Source organism: Paenibacillus sp. FSL R5-0473 (assembly GCF_038004565.1).
Lineage (GTDB): Bacteria > Bacillota > Bacilli > Paenibacillales > Paenibacillaceae > Paenibacillus > Paenibacillus amylolyticus.
In genome coordinates, this window is the sequence record NZ_JBBORL010000001.1 from 6,194,875 (window position 1) to 6,217,159 (window position 22,285).

The 22,285-nt window shown below is 47.5% G+C and carries 22 protein-coding genes; 11 read left to right on the plus strand and 11 right to left on the minus strand.

The features are described from left to right. Window positions 1-89: 89 nt before the first annotated feature. Both MKY28_RS27235 and MKY28_RS27240 read right to left on the minus strand, forming a co-directional pair. On the minus strand, window positions 90-947 hold the full coding sequence (locus MKY28_RS27235) for an aldo/keto reductase (protein ID WP_315370850.1): 858 nt from the start codon (window positions 945-947) through the stop codon (window positions 90-92). Between the two features lie 196 nt (window positions 948-1,143). Next, window positions 1,144-2,358 (minus strand): MFS transporter, encoded by a 1,215-nt coding sequence (locus tag MKY28_RS27240; protein WP_340937517.1) that lies wholly within the window; start codon window positions 2,356-2,358, stop codon window positions 1,144-1,146. Window positions 2,359-2,522: 164 nt separating this feature from the next. Here MKY28_RS27240 and MKY28_RS27245 point away from each other — a divergent pair, with 164 nt between their 5' ends. The 3 genes from MKY28_RS27245 (at window position 2,523) to MKY28_RS27255 (ending at window position 4,188) form a co-directional block, all read left to right on the plus strand. Continuing rightward, window positions 2,523-2,918 (plus strand): winged helix-turn-helix transcriptional regulator, encoded by a 396-nt coding sequence (locus tag MKY28_RS27245; RefSeq protein WP_017691613.1) that lies wholly within the window; start codon window positions 2,523-2,525, stop codon window positions 2,916-2,918. Further along, on the plus strand, window positions 2,915-3,592 hold the full coding sequence (locus MKY28_RS27250) for a TIGR00266 family protein (RefSeq protein ID WP_017691614.1): 678 nt from the start codon (window positions 2,915-2,917) through the stop codon (window positions 3,590-3,592). The genes MKY28_RS27245 and MKY28_RS27250 overlap by 4 nt, the downstream gene beginning before the upstream one ends. 134 nt (window positions 3,593-3,726) lie before the next feature. Continuing rightward, window positions 3,727-4,188, plus strand: coding sequence for a MarR family winged helix-turn-helix transcriptional regulator (locus MKY28_RS27255; RefSeq protein ID WP_036612197.1), 462 nt, complete (start codon window positions 3,727-3,729; stop codon window positions 4,186-4,188). A gap of 144 nt (window positions 4,189-4,332) precedes the next feature. Here MKY28_RS27255 and MKY28_RS27260 read toward each other — a convergent pair whose 3' ends face one another. Beyond that, the gene (locus tag MKY28_RS27260; protein ID WP_340938056.1) at window positions 4,333-5,307 is read right to left on the minus strand and encodes an aldo/keto reductase; all 975 of its coding nucleotides are present in this window, start codon (window positions 5,305-5,307) and stop codon (window positions 4,333-4,335) included. A 112-nt stretch (window positions 5,308-5,419) separates the two neighbouring features. Between MKY28_RS27260 and MKY28_RS27265 the strand changes: the two genes are divergently transcribed. Next, complete coding sequence (locus tag MKY28_RS27265) at window positions 5,420-6,463, plus strand: LCP family protein (RefSeq protein WP_308737350.1); 1,044 nt, start codon at window positions 5,420-5,422, stop codon at window positions 6,461-6,463. 190 nt (window positions 6,464-6,653) lie between these two features. Then, the gene (locus MKY28_RS27270) at window positions 6,654-9,242 is read left to right on the plus strand and encodes a DUF2339 domain-containing protein (protein WP_340937518.1); all 2,589 of its coding nucleotides are present in this window, start codon (window positions 6,654-6,656) and stop codon (window positions 9,240-9,242) included. Between the two features lie 414 nt (window positions 9,243-9,656). On the opposite strand, the gene MKY28_RS27275 is transcribed toward MKY28_RS27270, so the two are convergent. Next, a complete protein-coding gene (locus MKY28_RS27275) occupies window positions 9,657-9,812 on the minus strand; it encodes a hypothetical protein (protein ID WP_165980318.1) in 156 nt (51 codons plus the stop codon). Window positions 9,813-10,046: 234 nt separating this feature from the next. Between MKY28_RS27275 and MKY28_RS27280 the strand changes: the two genes are divergently transcribed. Both MKY28_RS27280 and MKY28_RS27285 read left to right on the plus strand, forming a co-directional pair. Beyond that, window positions 10,047-10,718 (plus strand): FHA domain-containing protein, encoded by a 672-nt coding sequence (locus tag MKY28_RS27280; protein WP_340937519.1) that lies wholly within the window; start codon window positions 10,047-10,049, stop codon window positions 10,716-10,718. 26 nt (window positions 10,719-10,744) lie between these two features. Then, a complete protein-coding gene (locus MKY28_RS27285; RefSeq protein WP_340937520.1) occupies window positions 10,745-11,323 on the plus strand; it encodes a class I SAM-dependent methyltransferase in 579 nt (192 codons plus the stop codon). A 231-nt stretch (window positions 11,324-11,554) separates the two neighbouring features. Here the strand turns inward: MKY28_RS27285 and MKY28_RS27290 are convergent, their stop codons facing one another. Genes MKY28_RS27290 through MKY28_RS27300 form a run of 3 tightly spaced genes read right to left on the minus strand, consistent with a single transcriptional unit; the run spans window position 11,555 to window position 15,377 of the window. After that, window positions 11,555-13,858, minus strand: a complete 2,304-nt coding sequence (locus MKY28_RS27290) for a carbohydrate-binding domain-containing protein (protein WP_340937521.1) — start codon at window positions 13,856-13,858, stop codon at window positions 11,555-11,557. A gap of 27 nt (window positions 13,859-13,885) precedes the next feature. Further along, on the minus strand, window positions 13,886-14,566 hold the full coding sequence (locus tag MKY28_RS27295; protein ID WP_100528189.1) for a DUF4956 domain-containing protein: 681 nt from the start codon (window positions 14,564-14,566) through the stop codon (window positions 13,886-13,888). Further along, window positions 14,559-15,377 carry a polyphosphate polymerase domain-containing protein gene (locus tag MKY28_RS27300; RefSeq protein WP_340937522.1) on the minus strand — a complete coding sequence of 273 codons (819 nt, stop codon included), beginning with the start codon at window positions 15,375-15,377 and terminating at the stop codon, window positions 14,559-14,561. The genes MKY28_RS27295 and MKY28_RS27300 overlap by 8 nt, the downstream gene beginning before the upstream one ends. Before the next feature lie 253 nt (window positions 15,378-15,630). Here MKY28_RS27300 and MKY28_RS27305 point away from each other — a divergent pair, with 253 nt between their 5' ends. The 3 genes from MKY28_RS27305 to MKY28_RS27315 all read left to right on the plus strand — a co-directional run bounded on the left by MKY28_RS27305 (window position 15,631) and on the right by MKY28_RS27315 (window position 18,075). Next, complete coding sequence (locus MKY28_RS27305) at window positions 15,631-16,308, plus strand: response regulator transcription factor (protein WP_036612327.1); 678 nt, start codon at window positions 15,631-15,633, stop codon at window positions 16,306-16,308. After that, on the plus strand, window positions 16,308-17,651 hold the full coding sequence (locus tag MKY28_RS27310; RefSeq protein ID WP_340937524.1) for a sensor histidine kinase: 1,344 nt from the start codon (window positions 16,308-16,310) through the stop codon (window positions 17,649-17,651). Before MKY28_RS27305 ends, MKY28_RS27310 begins: the two co-directional genes overlap by 1 nt. A gap of 169 nt (window positions 17,652-17,820) precedes the next feature. Then, on the plus strand, window positions 17,821-18,075 hold the full coding sequence (locus MKY28_RS27315; RefSeq protein WP_124116914.1) for a hypothetical protein: 255 nt from the start codon (window positions 17,821-17,823) through the stop codon (window positions 18,073-18,075). Window positions 18,076-18,670: 595 nt separating this feature from the next. Here MKY28_RS27315 and MKY28_RS27320 read toward each other — a convergent pair. Continuing rightward, the gene (locus MKY28_RS27320) at window positions 18,671-19,438 is read right to left on the minus strand and encodes an SDR family NAD(P)-dependent oxidoreductase (protein ID WP_036612166.1); all 768 of its coding nucleotides are present in this window, start codon (window positions 19,436-19,438) and stop codon (window positions 18,671-18,673) included. Window positions 19,439-19,636: 198 nt separating this feature from the next. On the opposite strand from MKY28_RS27320, the gene MKY28_RS27325 reads away from it, so the two are divergent. Then, window positions 19,637-20,272 (plus strand): TetR/AcrR family transcriptional regulator, encoded by a 636-nt coding sequence (locus MKY28_RS27325; RefSeq protein WP_164783376.1) that lies wholly within the window; start codon window positions 19,637-19,639, stop codon window positions 20,270-20,272. Between the two features lie 9 nt (window positions 20,273-20,281). Here the strand turns inward: MKY28_RS27325 and cobA are convergent, their stop codons facing one another. Genes cobA through nirD form a run of 3 tightly spaced genes read right to left on the minus strand, consistent with a single transcriptional unit; the run spans window position 20,282 to window position 22,285 of the window. Continuing rightward, window positions 20,282-21,052, minus strand: coding sequence for a uroporphyrinogen-III C-methyltransferase (gene cobA / locus MKY28_RS27330; protein ID WP_340907461.1), 771 nt, complete (start codon window positions 21,050-21,052; stop codon window positions 20,282-20,284). Next, the gene (locus MKY28_RS27335; protein ID WP_340937525.1) at window positions 21,049-21,930 is read right to left on the minus strand and encodes a formate/nitrite transporter family protein; all 882 of its coding nucleotides are present in this window, start codon (window positions 21,928-21,930) and stop codon (window positions 21,049-21,051) included. The genes cobA and MKY28_RS27335 overlap by 4 nt, the downstream gene beginning before the upstream one ends. Window positions 21,931-21,967: 37 nt before the next feature. Then, window positions 21,968-22,285 carry a nitrite reductase small subunit NirD gene (gene nirD / locus MKY28_RS27340; RefSeq protein WP_036612155.1) on the minus strand — a complete coding sequence of 106 codons (318 nt, stop codon included), beginning with the start codon at window positions 22,283-22,285 and terminating at the stop codon, window positions 21,968-21,970.

A 22,285-nucleotide genomic window follows, 5' to 3' on the forward strand; every position in this document is an offset into this window, starting at 1 on the left:
AAGAGAATATAACGAAAAACACCGGATACTGGTCCGGTGTTTTTTCGTTATATTATGTCAAACCAAGCAGGCTCCAAAAAGGCTATTCATTAGAAATCGAAGTTGTCCGGATCAGGTCCAACGCGTACATCTTCGTTCAGAGCACTGATCTGATCCATCTCTTCATTTGAAAGTTCAAAGTCGAAGATGGAGGAGTTCTCGATAATCCGGTTTTCCTTGGTGGACTTCGGAATGGTAATGACTCCATTTTGCAGATCCCAACGCAGGATGACTTGTGCAACCGATTTGCCTTTGTCTGAAGCAATCGCCGTGAGCACTGGGTTGTCCAACAGCTGACCTTGCATCAGAGGCGACCAAGCTTCAAGCTGGATACCATGCTTCTCACAGAAAGCCTTAAGCTCAACCTGAGTCAGGCGAGGGTGGTATTCCACCTGATTGATCATCGGTTTCACTTTGGCATCCTGCATCAGGTCTTCGAGATGATGAATCTGGAAGTTGCTTACGCCAATAGCTTTAATGCGGCCGGCTGCGTACAGTTCCTCGATTGCTTTCCAGGCTGCTTTGTATTTGCCTGCCTTAGGCCAGTGAATCAGATACAGGTCAAGGTATTCCAGTCCCAGTTTGTTCAATGTGGTATCAAAAGCGGCAAGTGTCTCTTCATATCCAAGGTCTGCATTCCATACTTTAGATGTAACAAACAGTTCTTCGCGTTTCAGGTTGTTTTCTTGCAAAGCTTCTGCAATCGCTTGGCCAACACCAGCTTCATTGCCGTATATTGCAGCAGTATCAATGCTGCGGTATCCATGTTTAATCGCATTTTTCACGGCTTCAATCAGTTCAGATCCTTCTTCTACCTTAAATACACCAAGTCCGAACCAAGGCATAGAAACACCGTTATGCAGAGTTACTGTGGATTGTAAATGTTGTGCGGTTTGAGCTGTTGTCATGAGATTTCCTCCTTAAAGTGTGTAAAAATCAGTCATATTAAGCTGGATTTTTGTTGTTTTATCATACAAAATTAAATCATAGTAGATCAAATTGGGTTCAACGTATTATAGTATAATAAAATACAATGTGAAACCGGTTCCCCTCTAAGGCTGGAACTGATATATATAAGAGTGAGACCCATGGTCGGAATGGAAATTAGAACGAAGCTTTTTCCATTTCGACTGATGCATGTTGATCTTTGCTTTCCAGCATTTTAGCCCAAGCGGTCAGGATTACAGCTACGAGAACCATCAGGGCACCGACCCATGTCGTGTGAATCAAACCGATGGAATCATTGATCACTCCACCCAAATAGGCACCTATAGCGATCCCTGCATTAAATGCGGCGATGTTAAAGGCTGAGGCTACATCCTTGGCCTGTGGTGCATATCGTTCAGCCAAGGTTACAACGTACATCTGAAGACCAGGCACATTCATGAAAGCGAGCAGGCCCATACCCATAATGGTGAGCAGTGCTGCCAACTTAAACGGGACGGTGAAGTACATCACGCCGAGAATGATGGTCTGAATGATGAACATGTAGAAGAGCGCCTTGAGCGGGTTGCGATTGGCTGCTCTGCCGCCGATGATGTTGCCAACAGCAATGGCGATTCCGTACAACAACAGAATGAACGCTACTGTTTTCTCGGAATATCCGCTAATATCATGCAACAACGGGGACAGATACGTAAAGACAACAAATGTTCCTCCGTACCCAACAGCAGTGATGGCAAAAGCAAGCAGCAAGCGTCCACCTGTAACAAGCTTCAGCTGATCCCGAAATGCCGTCCGTGTTCCTCGCTTCAACGTGGATGGCACGAGTATCAGGTTACCGATCATTGCAACGATGCCAACCACAACAATCAGGATAAAGGCAGCGCGCCAGCCCCAATGTTGACCAATGAGTGTACCGAGAGGTACACCGGTTACTGTGGCAATGGTTAGACCGGAGAACATGATGGCAATGGCACTCGCCCTACGGTTGGCAGGCACCAGATCGGCTGCAATCGTGGAGCCAATGGACATGAACACCCCGTGTGCCAGAGCGGACACTACTCGTGCAATGAGTAACATGGTGATGCCCGTCGATAGTGCAGCCAACGTGTTACCCGCAATGAAGACAATCATGATGGCAAGCAATAGCGTTTTGCGTGATATGGTAGACGTCAGTGAGGTCAGGACAGGAGCCCCAAAGGTAACGCCTAATGCATATAAAGTAACGGTCAGTCCCGCTGTAGTTACGGAAATGCCCAGGTTATCTGCAATGAGGGGCAGTAGCCCAACGCTGATAAATTCTGTGGTACCGATTGCGAATGCACTAATGGCCAGTGCTAGCAGTGCCCACGTGCTGCGTTTTGAATCTTGTAACATTTCTTGCTCAACTCCCCCGAATGTAGATTTACGTACCGGCAAATGCTATTATGAGTTATTCGGTATAGATTGAATAGTACGTACTTTTTAGTACCCTACGTACTTTTTGGTGCCTATACAGCATGCGACGGATGTAATCCAATTCATCAGGGAGGAAGCAAGTTATGGTTAGAAAAAAATATAACATCTCGGTTGAAGCGACCTTAGAAGTGATCGGTGGCAAGTGGAAATGCGTCATTCTCTGTCATCTGACACATGGGAAAAGACGAACCAGTGATCTCAAGCGTATTATGCCCGCAATTACACAGAAAATGTTAACACAGCAGCTGAGAGAGCTTGAAAACGACGGAATCGTAAACCGCATCGTATATAATCAGGTCCCTCCCAAAGTAGAATACGAATTGAGTGATTACGGGAGAAGTCTTGAACCGATTCTCAATGCGCTCTGTAATTGGGGAGATCAACATATTGTGAAGGAATACGGAGACAAATCAGCAGTTCTGGAAGATAATGGACTCAATGATTTTAACTCTGACAATAGGGAGCTGGTGCAACCGTGAACTATGAGATTTTATATGATGGTGCTTTTGCGATGCTCAAGGTACATTTGCAGCGGGGAGAGCGGTTCAAGGCCGAAAGTGGTGCGATGGTATCTATGACTCCTACGGTTGAACTGAAGGGTTCAGCAGAAGGTGGGATGTTTGCCGGGTTCGGTCGGATGTTGAGCGGGGAGAAGTTTTTCTTTCAGGAACTGACGGCTGCGGGCGGATCGGCAGAGATTCTGCTCTCACCTTCAAGCATGGGCGATGTAGAAGCTGTTGAATTGGACGGTTCCTATTCACTTTATGTGCAAAAAGACGGATTTCTGGCAGGAACCGAGGGCATTCAGGTGAATACCAAAATGCAAAACCTGAAAAAAGGTCTCTTTTCGGGAGAAGGTTTCTTCATTATTGAGATCAGCGGACGTGGAACCGTATTTCTGTCTTCCTATGGTGCCATCCATGCAATTAATCTGGCAGCAGGTGAAGAAATGATCGTGGATAACGCCCATTTGGTGGCATGGCCTCATTATGTAGATTACCGTATTGAGAAAGCTTCACAGGGCTGGTTATCCAGTGTTACAAGTGGAGAAGGACTGGTATGTCGGTTCCGGGGAGAAGGAACCATTCTTATACAGAGCCGCAATCCTCAAGGATTCGGACAATGGGTGAAGCAGTTTATCCCTGCGCGCTAATTATTTTTTTGAGAAAGAACACACAGAGTTGCAACGGATATGTTTCCATCATCGTTATATGAATAATGGATTTACTTCATTGACTGACGGGTATATATTCTGTTGCATAAGGTCGCACATCATGGAGGTATGAGATGACAAGCTCACGGTATAAAAACGCACAAGAAAGTCCGGGATATCTGTTATGGCAGGTTACAGCCATGTGGCAAAAGGAAGTACGCAGGGTGCTGGAGCCCCTCGAACTGACACAACCTCAATTTGTATTATTGCACGCCTGTTTATGGCTCAATGAACACGATGAGGAAGGCAAGGGAGTGACTCAGGTTCAAATTGCTCAGTTTGCCAAGGTGGATGTTAACGTGACTTCTCAGGTTCTACGTGCGCTTGAAAAAAGGGGATTAATTACCCGCGCTCGTCATCAGACAGATACGCGTGCCAATATTATCACAACAACGGAAGAAGGAACCCGATTGGCTGTGGAGGGAATCCATCTGGTCGAGGAATCGGACAAGGCATTTTTCGAAACTTTGGATGAACGTAAGGGAGAGTATTTGGAGATCATGCAGGAGTTTCTTCGCCAAAAAACAGAGAGTTGATCCGTAATATATCTTTTTTTAATGTATTAAACTACAGAATGTAGTGGAACTGGAAAATTTTCTGATTATTAATAATTATAGCGCCTCTGTAAAATACAAATAGACCTCCTGACTTCATCTTGTCGGGAGGTCTATTTTGGTTGCTCAATCGATTCGATAGGACGCAAACGGCTCGCGGCGACGGAAAGAGTCGCTGATCTGGTCCAGATCGGCCAACAGCTCATCGGGCAGTGACATGTCCAGACTAGCCAGATTATGTTCCAGCTGTTCGGTGCGTGTAGCGCCCACAATCACTGTGGATACAGCTGGACGTGTCAGTAGCCATGCGAGTGACAGCACACTCGGGGAGCAACCATATGAGGCAGCTTTAGCACTCACTTGTTCACTCAGTTGGATATTATGCTCCAGCAGGAAACGGTTGAAGGACGGATCGGTGTCTGCTCTGGAACCAGAAGGCACACGGGTCTGTCCGTTATATTTACCGGTCAGAATACCACCTGCCAGCGGGAAATACGGGATAATGCCTACACCCTGATCGAGACACATCGGTACCAGTTCAAGCTCGGGTGTACGGTCTGCCAGGGAGTAGCTGGTTTGGGTGGAGATGTAGCGCACATAACCTTTCTGTTCACTGATGCCCAGAGCTTTCATCAGCTCCCAGGCTGCGTAGTTGGAGGCTCCGATGTAACGGACTTTGCCGGAAGTGACCATATCATCCAGTGTGCGCAGTGTCTCATCCAGTGGTGTATGCGGATCAAAAGTATGGATCTGGTACAGATCGACGTAATCCGTTTGCAAACGCCGCAGGCTATGTTCCAGCTCTTGTTGCAGATGGTAGCGGGAGGAACCACGCCCATGAGGACCATCATGCCGGGGTAATCCGGCCTTGGTAGCAAGCACCGCGTTTTCCCGTCGACCTGTAAGAGCCTGTCCAATGATGCGTTCCGATTCCGTGCCTGCGTAGATATTGGCGGTATCGATAAAGTTGATGCCCTGATCCATCGCTGCATGAATAATGCGGGTAGAAGCTGCTTCATCCGCGCGTTTGCCAAACGCATTGGTGCCAAGCCCCAGTGCCGACACACGCAAACCACTATTGCCCAAACGTCGATACTCCAACATTCATCGCTCCTTCTCTATTCATTTATGTAATGCAGATTATAACGTAATCTATTGAAAACGTGTTATTAATATAGTTAAATGATTCTAAGAACCCGTTATTAAAGGAGATATGATGGAAAACAGTGCCGCACATTTAACAAGACGGAAGCCGAAGAAACCGAAGAAGAAATGGAAGAAGCCATTGATCATCACCCTAAGTGTGCTGCTTGTGTTGGGAGGACTCGGATTTATCTATCAAAAGCAACTCGTCGTGTTTGCCTTTAATTTGTTCGCTTCAGCTACGGTGAAGGAAGCCTTGGATGACTCCTTTGTACCAGCGGGCGATAAGGATGCCCCTGTCGTGGAACATACGGACCCATTCTCGCTGTTGCTGCTAGGGATTGACCAACGAGATAACGAACCAAGCCGTTCGGATACCATCATCTATTCCGTCGTGCGTCCAGAAGACAATAAAGTGCTGCTGCTGTCCATTCCACGTGATTCCTATACCGAGATTGTCGGCCGGGATGTGAAGTCAAAGATCAACTCAGCGTATGCCCACGGTGAAGCCAAGATGGCGATGGATACGGTGGAGAATTTGCTGGGGAACAAAGTGGATTTCTATGCCGCGATTAATTTTAACGGGCTCAAGGATATTGTTGATGCGGTGGGTGGCGTTGAACTGCCAATCAAAAAGAATATTGAGAACAAACTCAAAATTCATGAGAAGCTGTTTGTTGAAGCCAATAAACCGATCTATAGCGGCGAAGAAGCGCTTGGTTATGTGCGTTACCGGGAGGACTCCGATTTCAATCGGACGATGCGTCACCGGATTTTCCTAAGTGCCTTCATGAATCGTGCGCTGGAAGTGAAAAATCTGACCAAGATCCCGGACGTAATCCAGATTGCCGGATCGAATTTTACAACCAACATGACCTCGGACTTTATCGTGAAATTTGCCGAGTCCTTATATATGAAAGATAGCATACCAACGATCAGCAATTACATGCTGAAGGGTGAGGGTGCAACGCGCAGTGGCACATGGTACTACGATCTGTCGGAGGACGATCTGCAATATGTGCGTGGCATGATCGCCAGTTGGCTGGACCCAGATGCGACCGAGATAATTGAGCCCGAGTCAGCGGACCAATCGGAGACGAGTGATGCGGCATAAGCATCGATTCTTGTGCAAATGTTCATATGAATATAAGTCCGGCGAAGCAGTTGCTTCCCGGCTTTTTTTGCGTTTGAGATCCTACGGATGAAATATTGCACAGATATATCTAATGTTTAAACCTCTTTTTATGGCATACATATAGTAAAATATAGGGAAAAGATTAAACATCAACCAACGGAGGAAGCTCATGAAGGAGTTTAAGGATCGGCTTCAACAGGTTCAGGAGCAACAAAAGCAACTGGCGAAGGAGTATCACGCCCTGCTCCAGGAATACCAGTCCGATGACCTGATCGTTCAGAATGAACAGTTACAGGAACAGTATGAAGCTCACAAACTCAAGCTGCAACAGCTCGAAATTCGCTCGCGCAAGATGGAAGAAGAGAATGCACGTCTTCGTATGGCTTTATCTGAACAGATGCTGGATGAGAAGCTGAATCTGATCCGGGTATCGCGGGAGAAGATGGAGACCTATTTTCAAGGGAAAACAGCGGTACATAATGATCGAATTGCATTCCATGAACATCGAACCAAATCCAATCTGAACGCGCTGTACAACCAGGCCGCACAGGAGTTGCAAGAGGATTCCGATGAGGTAAAGGAGAGGATTGCTTACCTTGCGGCAGAGGTGAACGAGCGCATTGAATCGCACAAGCGGGCCGTACGGGAGCGAGAAGAGGCTCTGCGTGGGCACATGGAGCGTGGATATGAGCAGATGGCGGAGGAAGGGTTGAGCGAAGAGACTATTCAGCGCCGGATCAAGCAGAATCGCATGGAGATGAAGATTGGACTCAGCTGGATTAACAAGGTAGCCATCCTGCTCCTCATTCTGGGCGTTGGAGCAGCGTTCCGTTACTCGTACTCGACCTGGTTTAATGACGAGATGAAGAGCGGAGCCTTTTTCCTGCTCGGTGTACTGATGCTTGCTGGAGGAGAGTTGCTGTTCCGCCGCAAAAAGCAGACGTTTGCAATGGGGCTGCTCGGCGGTGGGATCTCCGTGTTATTCGGGTCCATCTTCTATAGTTACTTTTTACTGCATATTATCGGGTTATATACGGGACTTGCCCTGTCTGTATTGGTATCGGCAATCTCCGTATTGTTGTCCCTAAGGTATCAGTCGAAGACCATCTGTTCATTGGGTCTGGTAGGCGGATATCTTCCGCTATTCTCGTATATGTTCTCGTTCGGGCTTGAGGGCACTGCTGTCTATGTAGCCATGATCTATCTGCTGCTCTTAAACGGCATTATTGTGTTCATTTCGTTTGGCAAACGGTGGCCGGTTGTGCACTATATCAGTTTCCTGTTCAACACACCATCCATGCTTATCCTCTTATGGCTGTCGCCAAGTGAGAAGATTGGCATGTTGTATTCCATTGTGACGTTTGCATTATATCTGGGCATTACGCTGGCATATCCGTTCAAACACCGAATGAAGTTAACCTGGTGGGATTTCGCTCTACTCGCCATGAATACGAGCATTAGTTGTCTGATGTTATACGTATTATTTGATGTGGCGGGTTGGAATGATGCTCAGGGCTTGCTGGCGTTGATCTTCTGCGTGGTGTATCTGGGCCTCGCACGATTCGTCCAGCGCCATATGGCTCAGGAGAAACAGACGATATTACTCTTCTATGTCACTTCCCTGACCTTTGCCATTCTGATTATTCCGTTCCAATTCGGGGCCAAGTGGTTATCGATGGGTTGGTTAATCGAAGGGGTTCTGTTGGTTACGCTTGGACATCTGAAACGGCTCAAGTCGGTGGAACGTGCCGGATGGGGTATCGTTCTTCTATGTCTAATCACTTTTGTGTACTACGATCTGCTGGCGCTATTCTTCATCGGGGAACGTTCTTACTTCATGTTAAAGTACTCCAGTATCACGCTGGGAACCTTGCTTATTACACTATATTATTCCTGGGCAATTGGCAGCAGTTCATCTTCCAGAGAGAGATTCCAATACAGCGCGCTGGAGCTGGGTTTCCTGAACGGATTCAAGTATGTGACACTTGCGAATCTGTGGTTATACGTGCTATATGAATCGAATGAATTGTATACCAGAGCTGTCGATGGGACGTTTCTATTATACATGTTCTACAAATTACTCATGTTTGCAGCGCTTACGATTGCATTGGCGTATGGACTGAACAAGGTGAAGCTGCTGCGTGATCGATACGTGCAGGTGTATACCACTTTCTTGCATGCTATTGGCTGCTGTATTGCACTGGCCGTAACCTTAACCATGCCAGCGCTTCAGCCGGAAGTTCAACAGCATACAGCGGCAGAGATTGTTGGTTTGCTGGTGTTAATTATCTTTAACGTAGGGGTATTCTTTGCAGGAAGGGATCTGCTGATTGCAGGCATCCGCGGGCAGTTCAAGAGCATTGAATGGTACCCGGTTATCGCTGGGGTGTATCTGCTCGGTGTCATCACCGTCTTCCTGACAATCCAGTTCCAATGGGGCGATGTGGGGCTGATGTTCAGTCTGATCTATCTGTTGCTGGCGATTCTCTATATTGCCTATGGATTCCGTAGAAAATATGTCATGATTCGGCGTCTGGGCCTAGGACTAACGTTGTTCGCTACGGGGAAGATGGTGTTCTATGATGTGGGGATGCTTACCTCGGGTAGCAAAATCTTTGCCTATTTCAGCTTCGGCGTACTATTGCTGGGGATCTCTTACCTATATCAGAAGGTGTCCAGCCGGATGGAGGAAGTACAGTCCAGAGTGACAGCGAAGCCTGACGACGAGCCGACTGTACCGGAGGAAGACCAAGATTGATTTGGGTTTTGAACGATTGTATTTACCTTTGCGATTATCGGAGGAGGGATTCTTGAAATGGGATTCGACCTGAAAATTATGCTTTGGCAGTTGTTATGGTTCGCTGGCCCTGTAGCTCTTGTCGTGTATGGCTGGAGGAAATTCGGCGCGAGAAAGAAACGGCATTGACGTGAGTGTGGGTAAGATGGTGGGAATGTCCGCTGTCCACTTCACTTCGCTTTGGGAAATAAGTCGTTATCTCTGTTGATCAACGGATAGATGATCTTTTATGTAGTATAGATTTTTTGGATTAAAATGAGGCTCCGGGCTGCTGTTACCAGCAATCTGGGGCCTTATTGATGTGAGTCTATGGCATAGCCTAATATGACATTCGTGAAACGTTTTGCGCAGAGATCGCGTTATAATAGAGTAGACTTAGGGTTGGATCTTCATTTGTAACCATGAGGTTTCGGAAGCCGATGTGCCTTTCAGTGATTCTCCGCCATCATCATTCATACGGGAGAGCACGGTTAATGTCATGGACAGGGCAAAGGCGAGCAATACGTATATGAAAATGTTTTTTTTGTTCATTAGAAGGTACCTCTCTTGTTGAATGAGCTAAAGTAGACATCCGGCCGTCATGAGAAAAAAAGCACAACGTCTGGTATAGTAGAGTAAGTAGAACCGAACATAAATCGTTCCTGTATACCACTATATTGAACTATAGCGGTGCAAACAATGGAACAAATCTGATGAATTTATCATTATTGTTGAAGGTATGTTTATAGAGATCGAGTGAGTGATCATTGAAGGTGGGAGAATAACATGCGGGAGACGGCAAAAATCGTCATTCGTACGCCAGGACAGGAAAGTGACGGCTCATTCGCTTATGTAAGCCAAGGTCGCTCCATTACGGTGGGACGTTACACAGGCGGTAATGAATTGGACTTGTCTGTTTATAATCAGATGATATCGAAGCGGCATTGCCGCATTCATTATGATGTACAGCAACAGCTATGGATCGAGGATCTGGATAGCAAAAATGGAACCGAACTGAACGGGCAGCGCCTCGTTCCCTATGAGAAATATCCGTTTAGTGAGGGAGACAGCCTGACGTTGGTCAACGGCCTGATCCAGCTTCGCACGGAAGGTGATCTTGGAGAGACGAGGGAATATCGTGTGTCGGATCTGCTGGGTGAGGGCGTACGTTTACTGGATCACCTGCAAACCGTACAGATCGGCGAAGTGGAGATTCCGCTGTCCAAGAAGGAGTATCAGCTGTTCAAGCTGCTGTATAGTCAACTGGACCACTTTGTGACAAGGGAACAGATTGTGGCTCAGGTGTGGCCGGAGCGGAGCATGCTGGAGAGTGAAGCGGTAGGGATCGACGAGATTAACTCGCTAATCTATCGGACGAATCGCAAGCTGGGTGTGCATTTTACCATCAAGTCCGTTTATAAAAAGGGTGTATATATGAAGTCTCATGTGCCGGAATGAATGAGTGATAACAAAGGGATGAGTTCATGTTCATCATTTACCTGATTCCATGGCTGATTGCCGTGGTGACATTGATCGGTGTCATATCGATCGTACTCGTGAGTTGGAAAAACGGGATTTCCCCGATGCCCACATCCAGTCGTGTCAGACAGGTGGTCATTCAGGAAGTGAACCGTACTCCAGGGTACGGGGATGTGCTCGAAGCGGGCTCTGGATGGGGCACATTGGGACTGGATGTTGTAAGGCATTGCCATGGCAAAAGGCTGACCGGGATTGAGAATTCTATCATTCCCTTATGGTCTTCCCAACTGATTGCCTATTTCAGTGTTCGCTTACGTCGAGCCAAGGGAAACAAGCACTCTCTCAAGGGCAGGTTGCGCTTCATGCGCGGGGATATCTACACCAGTTCCTATGAACATGCGGATTGTGTGATCTGTTATCTGTTCCCGGGAGCCATGACTAAGCTTCTGGACAAGTTCAGTCGGGAGCTTCCGCCGGGTGCCAAGGTAATTAGCGTCTGTTTTGCCCTGCCAGGAAAAGAACCGCTACGCACCATTACATGCCGGGATGCCTTGCGCACCAAGGTGTATGTGTATTCCTTTTAAAGAAAAGAACAGGAAAGTGATCACCAGGTTTTTGCTCAGCTGGAGTGCTGTAAGCCTTCTGCCATAACGTTAATGGATGAAAGAGTGTGCTCCATATCATAGTAATGCAGATACCACGTAAGAACGCGGATGCGAAAAAGGCCCCGAACTCACTATGAAGTGATTCGGGGCCTTTTTGTCTCGCCTTTGAGTTGGGGCAAGAGATTGCTTGATTATTGCTTACCGCACGTATTACTTTGCAGAATCAGTAGTAACTGTGCTGTCGGATGTTGTACCGGATTGCGATCTGTTTCTGCCGCCTCCGAAGCCGCCTTGACCACGGCCTCCTCCTGGACCACCCATACCTGAATTGGCAGTAGTTACACCCGATTCATTGACCCAAGTTACATTGCTTGTCGATTGGAATGCAACCACTTGAGTTCCGCCACTATAGGTACCGTCTGTGTAGAGTCCATCTACCGCTTTACCCGTAGACGTACCACCGGAGTAGATCACGTAGGAACCATCTTTCGCAAGATCCGGTGAGCTGACAACCACCGTTTGATAATCTTTTGCCGGAGCGAACGTCAGAATGTTGTTGCCTTCGCTATCTTGTACATGTACAAGTGTTCCAGCTTTTTGCGTGGCAGGGAATGTCATCACAATGGTATTTTGCGTAGATGCATCGGATGTTCCTTGTACCATGCCAGAGCTTCCGGCAGCCACGAGGTACCCACCGCTGATTTCAAATGTGCCATCATAATCCAATGCTCCGTTGCCGCTATTCGTCGGTCCGTTCACAATAACCGTTCCGCCAGTCATGTCAATGGAACCATTGGAATCCAGCCCGTCACCACCTGCGTTCACAGTGAGGGAGCCGCCGTTAATGTGGAACTCGTTATTGCTTGCTGCTGCACCACCCATACCGCCCGGTCCACGTCCTTGTTGAGTAGTAGCCGTACCTTGGGATGCCTGATCGGTAGTCGATGTTGTACCTGTCGTTTCGGTTACAGAGATGTTGGATGTCGTGGCTGCATCGGTTGCTGTAGTCGCGCTATCTGTACTTGCCGCTGTATTCGCAGCTGTTTCCGTCTCGCCACCTGCAGCATTTACGCCATCATCGGATGCCGTTACATCTACATCCCCATCGTTCAGGGTGATGATTGCACCTTCAAGTCCTTCATAGCTCTTCGCAATCGTGATGGTTCCGCCGTTAATCGTCAGGGCCTGATCGGCATGTATGCCATCATCACCGGATTCGATGTTGAATGTTCCGTCGTTAACTGTCACGTCATTGTTGCTGTGCAGGGAATCATCCATGGAATCAATGGTATACGTACCGCCATTAACCGTAAGATCTGTACCTGCTTTGAGTGCTTTGGCACTTGTGGACTCAGTAGCTGTTGTTGCAGTGTCCGCATCAGCATTGTTATCCGTTGTTGTTGTTGTGTTAGCAGAGCTGGATGCTGCTGCGCCGTTTGTATTAGCACCTGCATTCGTACCGCTGTTAGGCATCTCTGGCATATCCGCAGGAGGTTCGCCATCCGGTGGTGTGCCCATATCTGTTGGAGGTGTGCCGCCTCCCCATCCACCGCCACCGCCGCCAAACGGACCTTCTTCTACTTTGGCTGGTGCATTGGCGCTACCGCCAGCAGTCACAATGTTGTATGTCCCGCCATCCGTAACAAGTGCAGTTTCGGCCTGGATACCGTCGTTGCCACTTTGGATATCGAAGGTACCTCCTGCGATAGCAACGTAACCTTTGGTGGTATCTGTGTCATTGGTTGATTTAATGCCGTCGCCTTCGGCTTCAATGGTAATCGTACCCGCTTGGATGGCGACCATATCTTTACCTTTGATCCCGTCATCGGCTGCTTTGACGCTGATGCTACCACTAATGATTTTGAGATCATCCTTGCTCGTAATACCTTCATTATAGTTACCTGTGACGGTCAATTGACCTGCACCGTTGAATGTAAGATCCGCTTTGCTGAAGATCGCAGCATCCGGCTCGTCTGTCGTAGCGTCGGCGTACACATACGTTTTACCATCGGATACGGTGTTTTTGGTTCCTTTTTCGAGTGTAATCACCGCTTTACCAGCCTTCTGAATGTAGATCGCGGCGCTGTCATTATCATGAATGGTTGCTCCGTTTAATACGAGATGTACGATGCCCTTATCGGCAACATTAACCACGATCTGGCCGTCGGTTAGCTCACCGCTAAGTACATAAGTGCCTGCTTCCGAGATAGTTACCGAGCCATTGGCTGCTTTGGCGCCCGAACCGGTCACCGTTGCAGTTGTGCCATTCAGCTTAATCGCTGTGGAATCTGCTTCACTCCAGCTAATGTTGGTATCGTCAGCATCCAGAGAGACCAGGTCTGCATATTTCACAGAAGTTTGCTCGCTGACAGATACCGTTTTGGTTGTTCCTGTCGTTGACGTTGCGGCATTGGCGGTTGTGCTTGTGGTTGCTGGTGAACTGCATGCGGCGAGTAGGCTGGTAATCATGGCGATGGACCAAAGTTTGCTACCTGTTATCATGTTTTTCTTCATATTAGATCGTTCCCTTCGAATTATAAATTAATATTCCGTTGTTGGACTCATGGTTAACGAGATATCCAGGTTGCCGTTCCGGGTACGGATCGCATCGAGGAATTCTTTTTGGCTAACACTTTCATGAATGGTTACACTGTAGACCAGCTCGTACAGACTGCCGAGTTCAGTGGTTCTGATTTTTTTCAGATCAAAAGGTACGTTGAATGTATGGAACACTTCATTAAGTGCTTCTTCATAGCTCAAGTTCTCGGGAATGGTGACTTTCAGCGTTTTCAGCTGACTCTTCTTGCCGCCGAAGTTGAAGCGACTCAGGACAAACATCAGTACACACAGGATAATGGTGAACAGCACCGCGTATCCAAAAGCGCCTACACCGCAGGCAAGACCAGAAGCCATCGTGAACAATACATAAGCAATGTCTTTTGGATCCCCAGGTGCACTGCGGAAACGAATGATGGAGAAGGCACCTGCCAAGCTGAATGCTCGTGCGATGTTGCTGCCGATGAGCAGGATGATGATGGCGACAATGACGGGCAGGACAACCATCGTTAAGGTGAAGCTCTGGGAGTATGTGCTTTGGTTAGTCTTCATGTAGGTAAGGCTGATGATCAATCCCAGAATGATGGCAAGACCAATGGTGATGACTGCGTTGTTAAACGTCAGGTTGGTATCGGTTAGGGCTGAACTGAACAGTGAATCAAGCATATAGGACACTCTCTCTTTCTATAATCGTTTTATCTTGTTCTATGGATGGGTTGAAATCGGTACCTGGCACAAGAATGCGTTCCGTTTGGTAATTCAGGTTCGTTGTTCTCGCCAGATGTCTGTACTCGTTGCCGTATTTGGAGAATCCGGTACGGTATAGACCATGCTCACAAAGCAGTTGTGACAGCCACAGCGGAACGGTTTTCTCGGCTTTTACTTCCATCAGCCATCGACCGTCCTTCACCAGCGGTTCACCGTAATCTCCCTGTTCCAGCTTCAGATCGTATCTGCGGCTACGAATGTTGGTGTCAAAGGTAATGCGGAGATCCCGGCTGTTCTTGTCGAAAAGCGCTTTGCGTTCATACGCCAGATACACTTTCGGTTCCAGGTCGTATACCCGAAGGAAATATTTGATCTCTTCAACAACCTGTTTGTTCATGTAATCCGCCAGCTCCGGCGCCTGTCCCGAACGGACGAATTCGTAAGCTTCATCCAGCTTCAAGGCTGTTCTGCGCTTGTTCACCAGGCCGAAGACTTTCTTTTTGATCTCCAGATACACTTTGGCATTCTCTTCAGGTATTCCATAAGCCCGTAGTCTCAGCTTCTCCTTATATTTTGGTTTGGAGAGACTGGCGCGAATCAGTGAATCCTGCGGAGTGTCGAAGTACAGGTTACTGATGGAGTAGTACTCATGTTTCTTGTTGTAGGCATCCAGCTCCATGTATTTCAGCAGGTCATTGTAGAAATGTGCGTACTGTTCATCCGTCAGAAGATACTTGCTCTCATATCGGTTGAATACTTCAATAGCCATGTGGGACTCAGTCCTTTCGTTGGTGGGTTGTATGTTTTGTTGCATCGTGTATTGCTTCCATGTCTGTATCTTAGAGCCCCAACCTTGAATGAATCTTAAATGGTTTTACATTGCGTTAACATTTTTTAATCTTCCTATAATAGTGCGCATACACAAAATGAATTAAGATTGATTCAAGGTTTGATTGATAGAATAAGAACATATAAAACAAGTCCATTGAGAGAAATAATTCAAGCAGAGGAATGAATAGATGATGAGAATATTAATTGCGGAAGATGAGGTTCATTTGGCAGAGGCTGTATCGCAGATTTTGAAAAAAAACAATTACTCCGTGGATATGGTCCACGACGGCAGATCAGGATTGGATTATGCGCAGAGCGGCATCTACGACCTGTTACTACTCGACATCATGATGCCGGAGATGGACGGGATCACCGTCCTGAAGAAACTTCGCAGTGAAGGCAATCATACGCCTGTCATTCTGCTTACTGCGAAAGGTGAACTATCGGACAAAGTCACAGGCCTCGATTATGGTGCCGATGATTATATCGCCAAGCCTTTTGCCACAGAGGAATTGCTGGCCCGGATTCGAGCAGCCTTACGACGGAAGGGCGAAGTGGTTCCCGAGGATGGATTGAAGTTTGGCGATATTGAGCTGAATACAACCCAGTTGAAGCTAAGCGTACAGGGTAAGGAGATCAAGCTGAATCTGAAGGAGAATGAACTGCTGGAGCTGTTGATTGCCCGCAAACAGGCGATAACTTCCAAAGAGCAGATTATTGAGAAGTTATGGGGATTTGATTCGGAAGTGGAGTATAACAATGTGGAGGTGTACATCTCTTTTTTACGTAAAAAATTAACCTTCCTGAACTCTGCCGTCCGCATTAACACGATTCGGGGTGTGGGGTATGTGCTTGAGGTGACGTCCTGATGTTCAAGAAACTTCGAAATCGATTCCTGATCGTGAATCTGGTGTCCATATCTATTATGATGCTGGTGGCATTTGCGACGATCTATACGATTACGTACCAGAATGTGCAACGTGAGACGAGTATGGAGCTGTACAAGGTATCTGATTTCTATCACAGTCCTTATAATTCATCCAAGATGCCACGTGGGGAAGATGGGGGGATGGGTACAGGCTCTGGTACAGGTTCAGGTTCAGGTTCAGAGTCGTTGCCCTCCAATGCCATGGGTGGTGATAATGGAGGGCCGGGAGGGGACCCCAACTCACCTCCGGCACGTTCCGTTTCGTTTATGATCAAGACGGATGACCAGTGGAAGATTACGGATACGCATTCCCGATTTGATATGGAAGATACGTTCTACACCGAGGCGTTGCAAAAGGTTGACCAGAATAAAGTTGGTGATTCGGAACGGCAGACGGGACAATTTGCATTGGATGGAACGGACTGGGCCTATGTGGTTGACCCGAGCGGTGATGGGCATATGATCGTATTCATTGATGTGACTGCACAACAAGGCATTCTGACGAATCTGATCTATACCTTTGCTGTTGTCGGACTGGTTATGCTGATTGTGATCTACTTCTTGAGCCGTTATTTTGCGAATCGTTCCATTGCACCGGTTAGAGAAGCATTTGAGAAACAAAAGCAATTTATCGGAGACGCTTCTCATGAGCTGAAGACACCTCTGGCGATCATCAATACGAATGCTGATGTACTGCTCGCAAATCAGGAGGACACCATAGCAAACCAGGCGAAGTGGCTTCACTATATTAAGTCGGAAACCGAGCGTATGACCGGACTAACGAATGATCTGCTCTATCTGACTCAGATGGATGACTCGCGCTCAACGATGATTCATGCGAAGTTTAATATGAGCGATGCGGTGGAAAGTATTATTTTGCCGATGGAAGCCGTAATATTTGAGAAAAACATCTCCCTCGATTACAACATTGAGCCGAATCTTACGGTTCATGGTAACAGTGAGCAGATCAAACAGGTCATTCTGATCTTGCTCGATAATGCTGTGAAGTATTCCGGTCCCAAAGGGTCCGTAAACGTTACGCTCCAGAGACAAAATAACGATGTTATGCTGGCCGTGTCCAACACAGGGGAAGGCATTGCACCGGAACATCTCGATCGGATCTTCGATCGATTCTATCGTACGGATTCGTCAAGAGCCCGCAAACATGGTGGGCATGGTCTGGGTCTGGCGATTGCTCGTTCTATTGTGGATCAGCACAAAGGAGAGGTGTACGCTCGTAGCGTGGTCGGAGAGGGTGCTACATTCTACGTTCGGTTGTCGTAGGGCGAGGTAATGTGCTGGCTCCACAGTAACCTTCGCTCCCGTTATATAATCGTTGGCCAGGCATAAGTTCTGCCTGTAATGGGTTAACCTATGCTACAATGGCAACAGTATGTATGAATCAAGGAGATGAACTGACGTGGCAGAAACAAACGCAATTAATGAACAAGAAATGATGCAATATATTGCAGATAAAACGAAGGCAAGCCAAGCGAACATCGCTCTTGTGCTGAAGCATGAGCAAGCGTACATCAACAAGGCGCACGAAAATGCCAAAGGTAATGATGTGGATATTGACGGCGATGATCTGGCGGACTACATCCTTAGTCGTAAAGATGTGAAGCTGGATGAGTTGACCGTGGAAAGCATTTTGGATGCTGAGATGGACTACTTGATGGACAAGGGTCACGCGGGATACGTCGATTAAGTTAAGCGTGGATTTGGAGCTTGGACTGTGGCGTGAGGTTTAATGAGATTTGTATCGATGATCGGCGCATGAGGGGCTAGATTATTGGTGTGCGATGGTTGTTCAGTCCGGCGACTAAGCCTTTCTGTGATCCGGGCAAAATCTAACGAATCTCACACGCGCTATTCGGGCATTTCTCGCTCGTTTGGGAATGTAACGAATCTCAGACACGTTATTCTCTGGATTTTAGGACTTTTCGGTGCAATTGCAGCATTTCCGCGGAATTAGCGTGTCTGAGATTCGTTAGTTCGGGAAATAAGGGCTTTTAGCCGAAATAAGGTGCCCTAGGTTCGTTAGAGTAACTTAGAGTGATCACATGGTGCAACGAGGCGTTAAATGGCTGTTTCAAAAGTACATTTTCACAGATGCCGCCTAATGAATGGCAAGTGTTGTACTATAAAAAAGACCTCAACTCCACAATACTGTGGTGTTGAGGCCTTTTTTAGATTGTAGTGACCAGGCATTCCTTCGGGAATACCTGTCAGTATAACTTTTATAAGAATGGACTTGAAGTTCTATCGACCCAATCCCTATCAATCCCACCGTTTATAGCTTCTTATTGACCCACCATACCGCCATCTACGGTGTAAAGGGAAGCTGTTACATAAGATGCTTCTTCGGACAACAGGAAGTTCATTACCGCAGCGACTTCTTCCGGTTCACCGTAACGGCCCATTGGAATGCTGGACACGGTTGCTGATTGATAATCTTCCACGTTACCGGAATTAGCTTCGATCTGACGCATCATGCGTGTATTGATTGTACCTGGCAATACAGCGTTAACCCGGATATTATAAGGTGCCAATTCATTTGCAGCGGTACGCGTGAGACCAACTACGGCATGTTTGGACATAATATATGGAGATACAGCAGGTGCACCCATCAGACCCGCGAGGGAAGAGGTATTAAGAATCGCACCGGATTTTTGTTTTTTCATCACTGGAATGACATTTTGCAGACCCAGGAATACTCCACGAATGTTGACGTTATATACGGTGTCGAGTGCTTCAACACTCAGGTCTTCGATCAGCCCTGTTGGACCTTCAATTCCGGCATTGTTGGCAAAATAATCGATTCGACCAAAAGCATCCAATGCTTTTTGCACATAGTTTTTCACGTCTGCTTCTTGGGATACGTTCGCTTTTACTGCGATGACGTGCTCTTTGTCGAGGTTCAGATCAGTAATTGTCTGCTGGATGGCTTCTTCATTCAGGTCCACCAGCACCAAGTTGATTTTGCGCTCAGCAAGGCGGCGTGCCAATTCTTTACCAATGCCTCCAGCTGCTCCTGTAATTACGGCTGTATGTGTATAAGATGTACTCATGAACTATCCGCTCCTTATTCATTATTGGCAGGTATTTCTCAAAAAAAGTTTCAACCTGTCGTCTATCTTTCCTGTCTCAATGTTAAGATATACATAGCAATGTGACAATAATCATTGACAGCGCATATGTCAGCTATCGGACAGAGGTGTAAGCGGTGTTCATTTATATTACAATAATGAACAAAGGAGGCGAAAATGTTGATCATTGAACATCCTCAGGACCGGAGAGCACGAAGAACGCAGGATGCGATCATCGCTGCGGCGGTTTCTTTGATATTAGAGAAGGGAGCGGATGCCCTCACAATCCGGGATATTACGGAACGGGCGGATTACAACCGTGGAACCTTCTATTTACATTTTCCCGGCAAACCGGAGTTGTTGCAGTTCATTCTGGATGATTTCATGCAGGGAGTGGGGCGAGCTTATGCAGAACCATACGCACAGCTTACAGAAGTGGACATGACTGCATTGCTACCATCCACGATGCCTGTATTCGAATATATTGAAGCCCATCAGGATATCTTTCGTGCGTTAATAACAATGCATTCAGATATGAGCTCCCGGCTGTGCAATATGTTTAGAACGTATCTAACCGAAGATTTTGTATTGGTGACCGAGGATAGTGAATGGACGATTAATTACGACATCATGCTAAGTTATCTGGTATCTGCAACGGTAGGGGTAATCATGCATTGGGCGGAGATTGGATTCAAATATTCTGCGCATTATATGGGAGAGCAGCTTACGGCGCTGATTAACATCAAGCCGACCCGTCTGCTGATTGAACCAGGGCAGAAGGGTCGGACTATTCACGAGCGTATGCTGTTGGATTAAAGTACCGGATTATCCGGTCATGGAGGCGTTCGCGGCCTGTTGCATCTGAAGCAGTTGTTCGCGGATCAGGACGGACTCGCCGATCATGATTAATGCCGGATTATTCACTTGATGCGACTTGGCGAGGGAATGGAGTTCGGCAAGTGTGCCGGTAATAATCCGTTCCTCCGAGGTGGTTCCCCGTTCGATTAAAGCCGCAGGGGTGTGTCCACTTTTGCCATGGTGAAGCAATTCATGTTGAATCTGGGGCAGTTGGCTAATGCCCATGTAGATGACCAGTGTGTCCACGCTATGAGCGAGTAGATCCCAGCGAACCGATGATACACTTCCGTCACTGCCGGTTCCCGTGACACATGCGAAGGATGAAGCAACCCCGCGATGGGTTAACGGAATAAGGGATGAAGCGGATGTACCTACAGCTGAAGTGATGCCAGGAATGATCTCAAATGCAATCCCTGCTTCCGCCAGCACAAGCGCTTCTTCACCACCACGGCCAAAGATAAACGGATCGCCACCCTTGAGTCTTACGACTTGTTTGCCTTCCGCTGCATGGGCAGCCAGCATCCGTCCAATCATCTCCTGACTCATGGAATGAAGGCCTGGAGCCTTGCCGCAGTAGATGCGGAGTGCTCCTTCGCGAGCCTCAGCGAGCAATTGATCATTCACAAGCCGATCATACATAATGACATCTGCGGACTGAATACGTTTCAGGGCTTTTACCGTAATCAGATCCGGATCTCCAGGACCAGCGCCAACAATACTAACCAGGCCCCGACTCATGATCGTGTCCCCAATTTCGGTGCAGCATCAGAACTTGCCAATCCTGAACGACCACCCTGAATGGTCGCCAGTTTGGTCGATAGCTTTACTGGATTTCCCCAGTGGTGTGCAGCATATAGACCGAGGCCTGTAAATACAGCTCCGCCAATGAGGTTACCCACCAACACCGGGATCTGATTCCACAGCCACCAGTCAGCGACACTGACCTGTGCACCAAGCATCATGCCTGCCGGAATGACAAACATATTTACCACAGCGTGCTCAAATCCCTGAGCGAAAAATATGGTAATGGGCAGCCACATCGCTACGATTTTGCCCAGTGTAGAAGTGGACGTCATTGCCATCACTGCTCCGAGTGTGACCATCCAGTTACATAGAATGGCTTTGATGATGACCAGTACAATGCCAGCCCCGCCCAAGTGCTGATACCCCAATGTTTTGGTTTCACTGTTCTGGATCAGCGTTTGAATTAGAGGGTTGCTCATATCCGTACCCATCTTGGTAATGGTCAGGCCGTATAAGAGAGCATAGAATGCACATCCGATTAGATGTCCTGTGATCACCCAAAAATAATTTCGGAGCATATCCATCCATGTAATTCTACGTTTCAACACTGCGAGTGGAAGCATCGCAAAGTTTCCTGTCACCAATTCGAGACCCAGCAGAATAATGATGACAAATCCCGCCGGGAATATCAGTGCACCTGCCAAACCAACGGAAGTTTGAGATACAGCGGTATATGCCATTGTGGTTGCAAAGGCAAGGATTGCCCCTGCCAGAAAACCGCGGAGCAGCATCTGTACCCGATTCATTCTGGCTTTGCTCTCACCAGCTTCGACCATCGATTGCAACACTTCTGCAGGTTTAACAAAATCCATAGCGCACGCCTCCTTGATGTCAGGGTATCTCTAGCCTTTAACCCGCAATTGTGATGAAGATTTCTCCGCTGTTGCCGTCTACTTCTGTTTTGTAGGTATTCAAGCAGCCTTCATCCGGCTCGTGTACCTTACCGTTACGCAGATCAATCTTCCAATCATGCAAAGGACAATGAACCGCTGTCCCGCACACCATGCCTTCGGACAGCTTGCCGCCCTTGTGAGGGCAGCGATTCTCGACGGCATGCAGACTTCCGTCGCTCAGTTTGAAGACTGCAATTTCGGTATCCTGTATCAGGAAGGTCCGTGCTCCCTTTTCATCAATATCTGCAAGGTGTCCAATCCGGAATTTGTTCAT

What these genes read in the sequence shown, in the direction of transcription:
- MKY28_RS27255 (WP_036612197.1), top strand. Translation starts at nt 3,727, where the DNA reads ATGACAAGCTCACGGTATAAAAACGCACAAGAAAGTCCGGGATATCTG.
- MKY28_RS27265 (WP_308737350.1), top strand. Translation starts at nt 5,420, where the DNA reads ATGATGGAAAACAGTGCCGCACATTTAACAAGACGGAAGCCGAAGAAA.
- MKY28_RS27285 (WP_340937520.1), top strand. Translation starts at nt 10,745, where the DNA reads ATGTTCATCATTTACCTGATTCCATGGCTGATTGCCGTGGTGACATTG.
- MKY28_RS27300 (WP_340937522.1), bottom strand. Translation starts at nt 15,377, where the DNA reads ATGGCTATTGAAGTATTCAACCGATATGAGAGCAAGTATCTTCTGACG.
- cobA (WP_340907461.1), bottom strand. Translation starts at nt 21,052, where the DNA reads ATGAGTCGGGGCCTGGTTAGTATTGTTGGCGCTGGTCCTGGAGATCCG.
- MKY28_RS27235 (WP_315370850.1), bottom strand. Translation starts at nt 947, where the DNA reads ATGACAACAGCTCAAACCGCACAACATTTACAATCCACAGTAACTCTG.
- MKY28_RS27290 (WP_340937521.1), bottom strand. Translation starts at nt 13,858, where the DNA reads ATGAAGAAAAACATGATAACAGGTAGCAAACTTTGGTCCATCGCCATG.
- MKY28_RS27310 (WP_340937524.1), top strand. Translation starts at nt 16,308, where the DNA reads ATGTTCAAGAAACTTCGAAATCGATTCCTGATCGTGAATCTGGTGTCC.
- MKY28_RS27275 (WP_165980318.1), bottom strand. Translation starts at nt 9,812, where the DNA reads ATGAACAAAAAAAACATTTTCATATACGTATTGCTCGCCTTTGCCCTG.
- MKY28_RS27335 (WP_340937525.1), bottom strand. Translation starts at nt 21,930, where the DNA reads ATGGATTTTGTTAAACCTGCAGAAGTGTTGCAATCGATGGTCGAAGCT.
- MKY28_RS27240 (WP_340937517.1), bottom strand. Translation starts at nt 2,358, where the DNA reads ATGTTACAAGATTCAAAACGCAGCACGTGGGCACTGCTAGCACTGGCC.
- MKY28_RS27315 (WP_124116914.1), top strand. Translation starts at nt 17,821, where the DNA reads ATGATGCAATATATTGCAGATAAAACGAAGGCAAGCCAAGCGAACATC.
- MKY28_RS27245 (WP_017691613.1), top strand. Translation starts at nt 2,523, where the DNA reads ATGGTTAGAAAAAAATATAACATCTCGGTTGAAGCGACCTTAGAAGTG.
- MKY28_RS27320 (WP_036612166.1), bottom strand. Translation starts at nt 19,438, where the DNA reads ATGAGTACATCTTATACACATACAGCCGTAATTACAGGAGCAGCTGGA.
- nirD (WP_036612155.1), bottom strand. Translation starts at nt 22,285, where the DNA reads ATGAACAAATTCCGGATTGGACACCTTGCAGATATTGATGAAAAGGGA.
- MKY28_RS27305 (WP_036612327.1), top strand. Translation starts at nt 15,631, where the DNA reads ATGAGAATATTAATTGCGGAAGATGAGGTTCATTTGGCAGAGGCTGTA.
- MKY28_RS27295 (WP_100528189.1), bottom strand. Translation starts at nt 14,566, where the DNA reads ATGCTTGATTCACTGTTCAGTTCAGCCCTAACCGATACCAACCTGACG.
- MKY28_RS27270 (WP_340937518.1), top strand. Translation starts at nt 6,654, where the DNA reads ATGAAGGAGTTTAAGGATCGGCTTCAACAGGTTCAGGAGCAACAAAAG.
- MKY28_RS27280 (WP_340937519.1), top strand. Translation starts at nt 10,047, where the DNA reads ATGCGGGAGACGGCAAAAATCGTCATTCGTACGCCAGGACAGGAAAGT.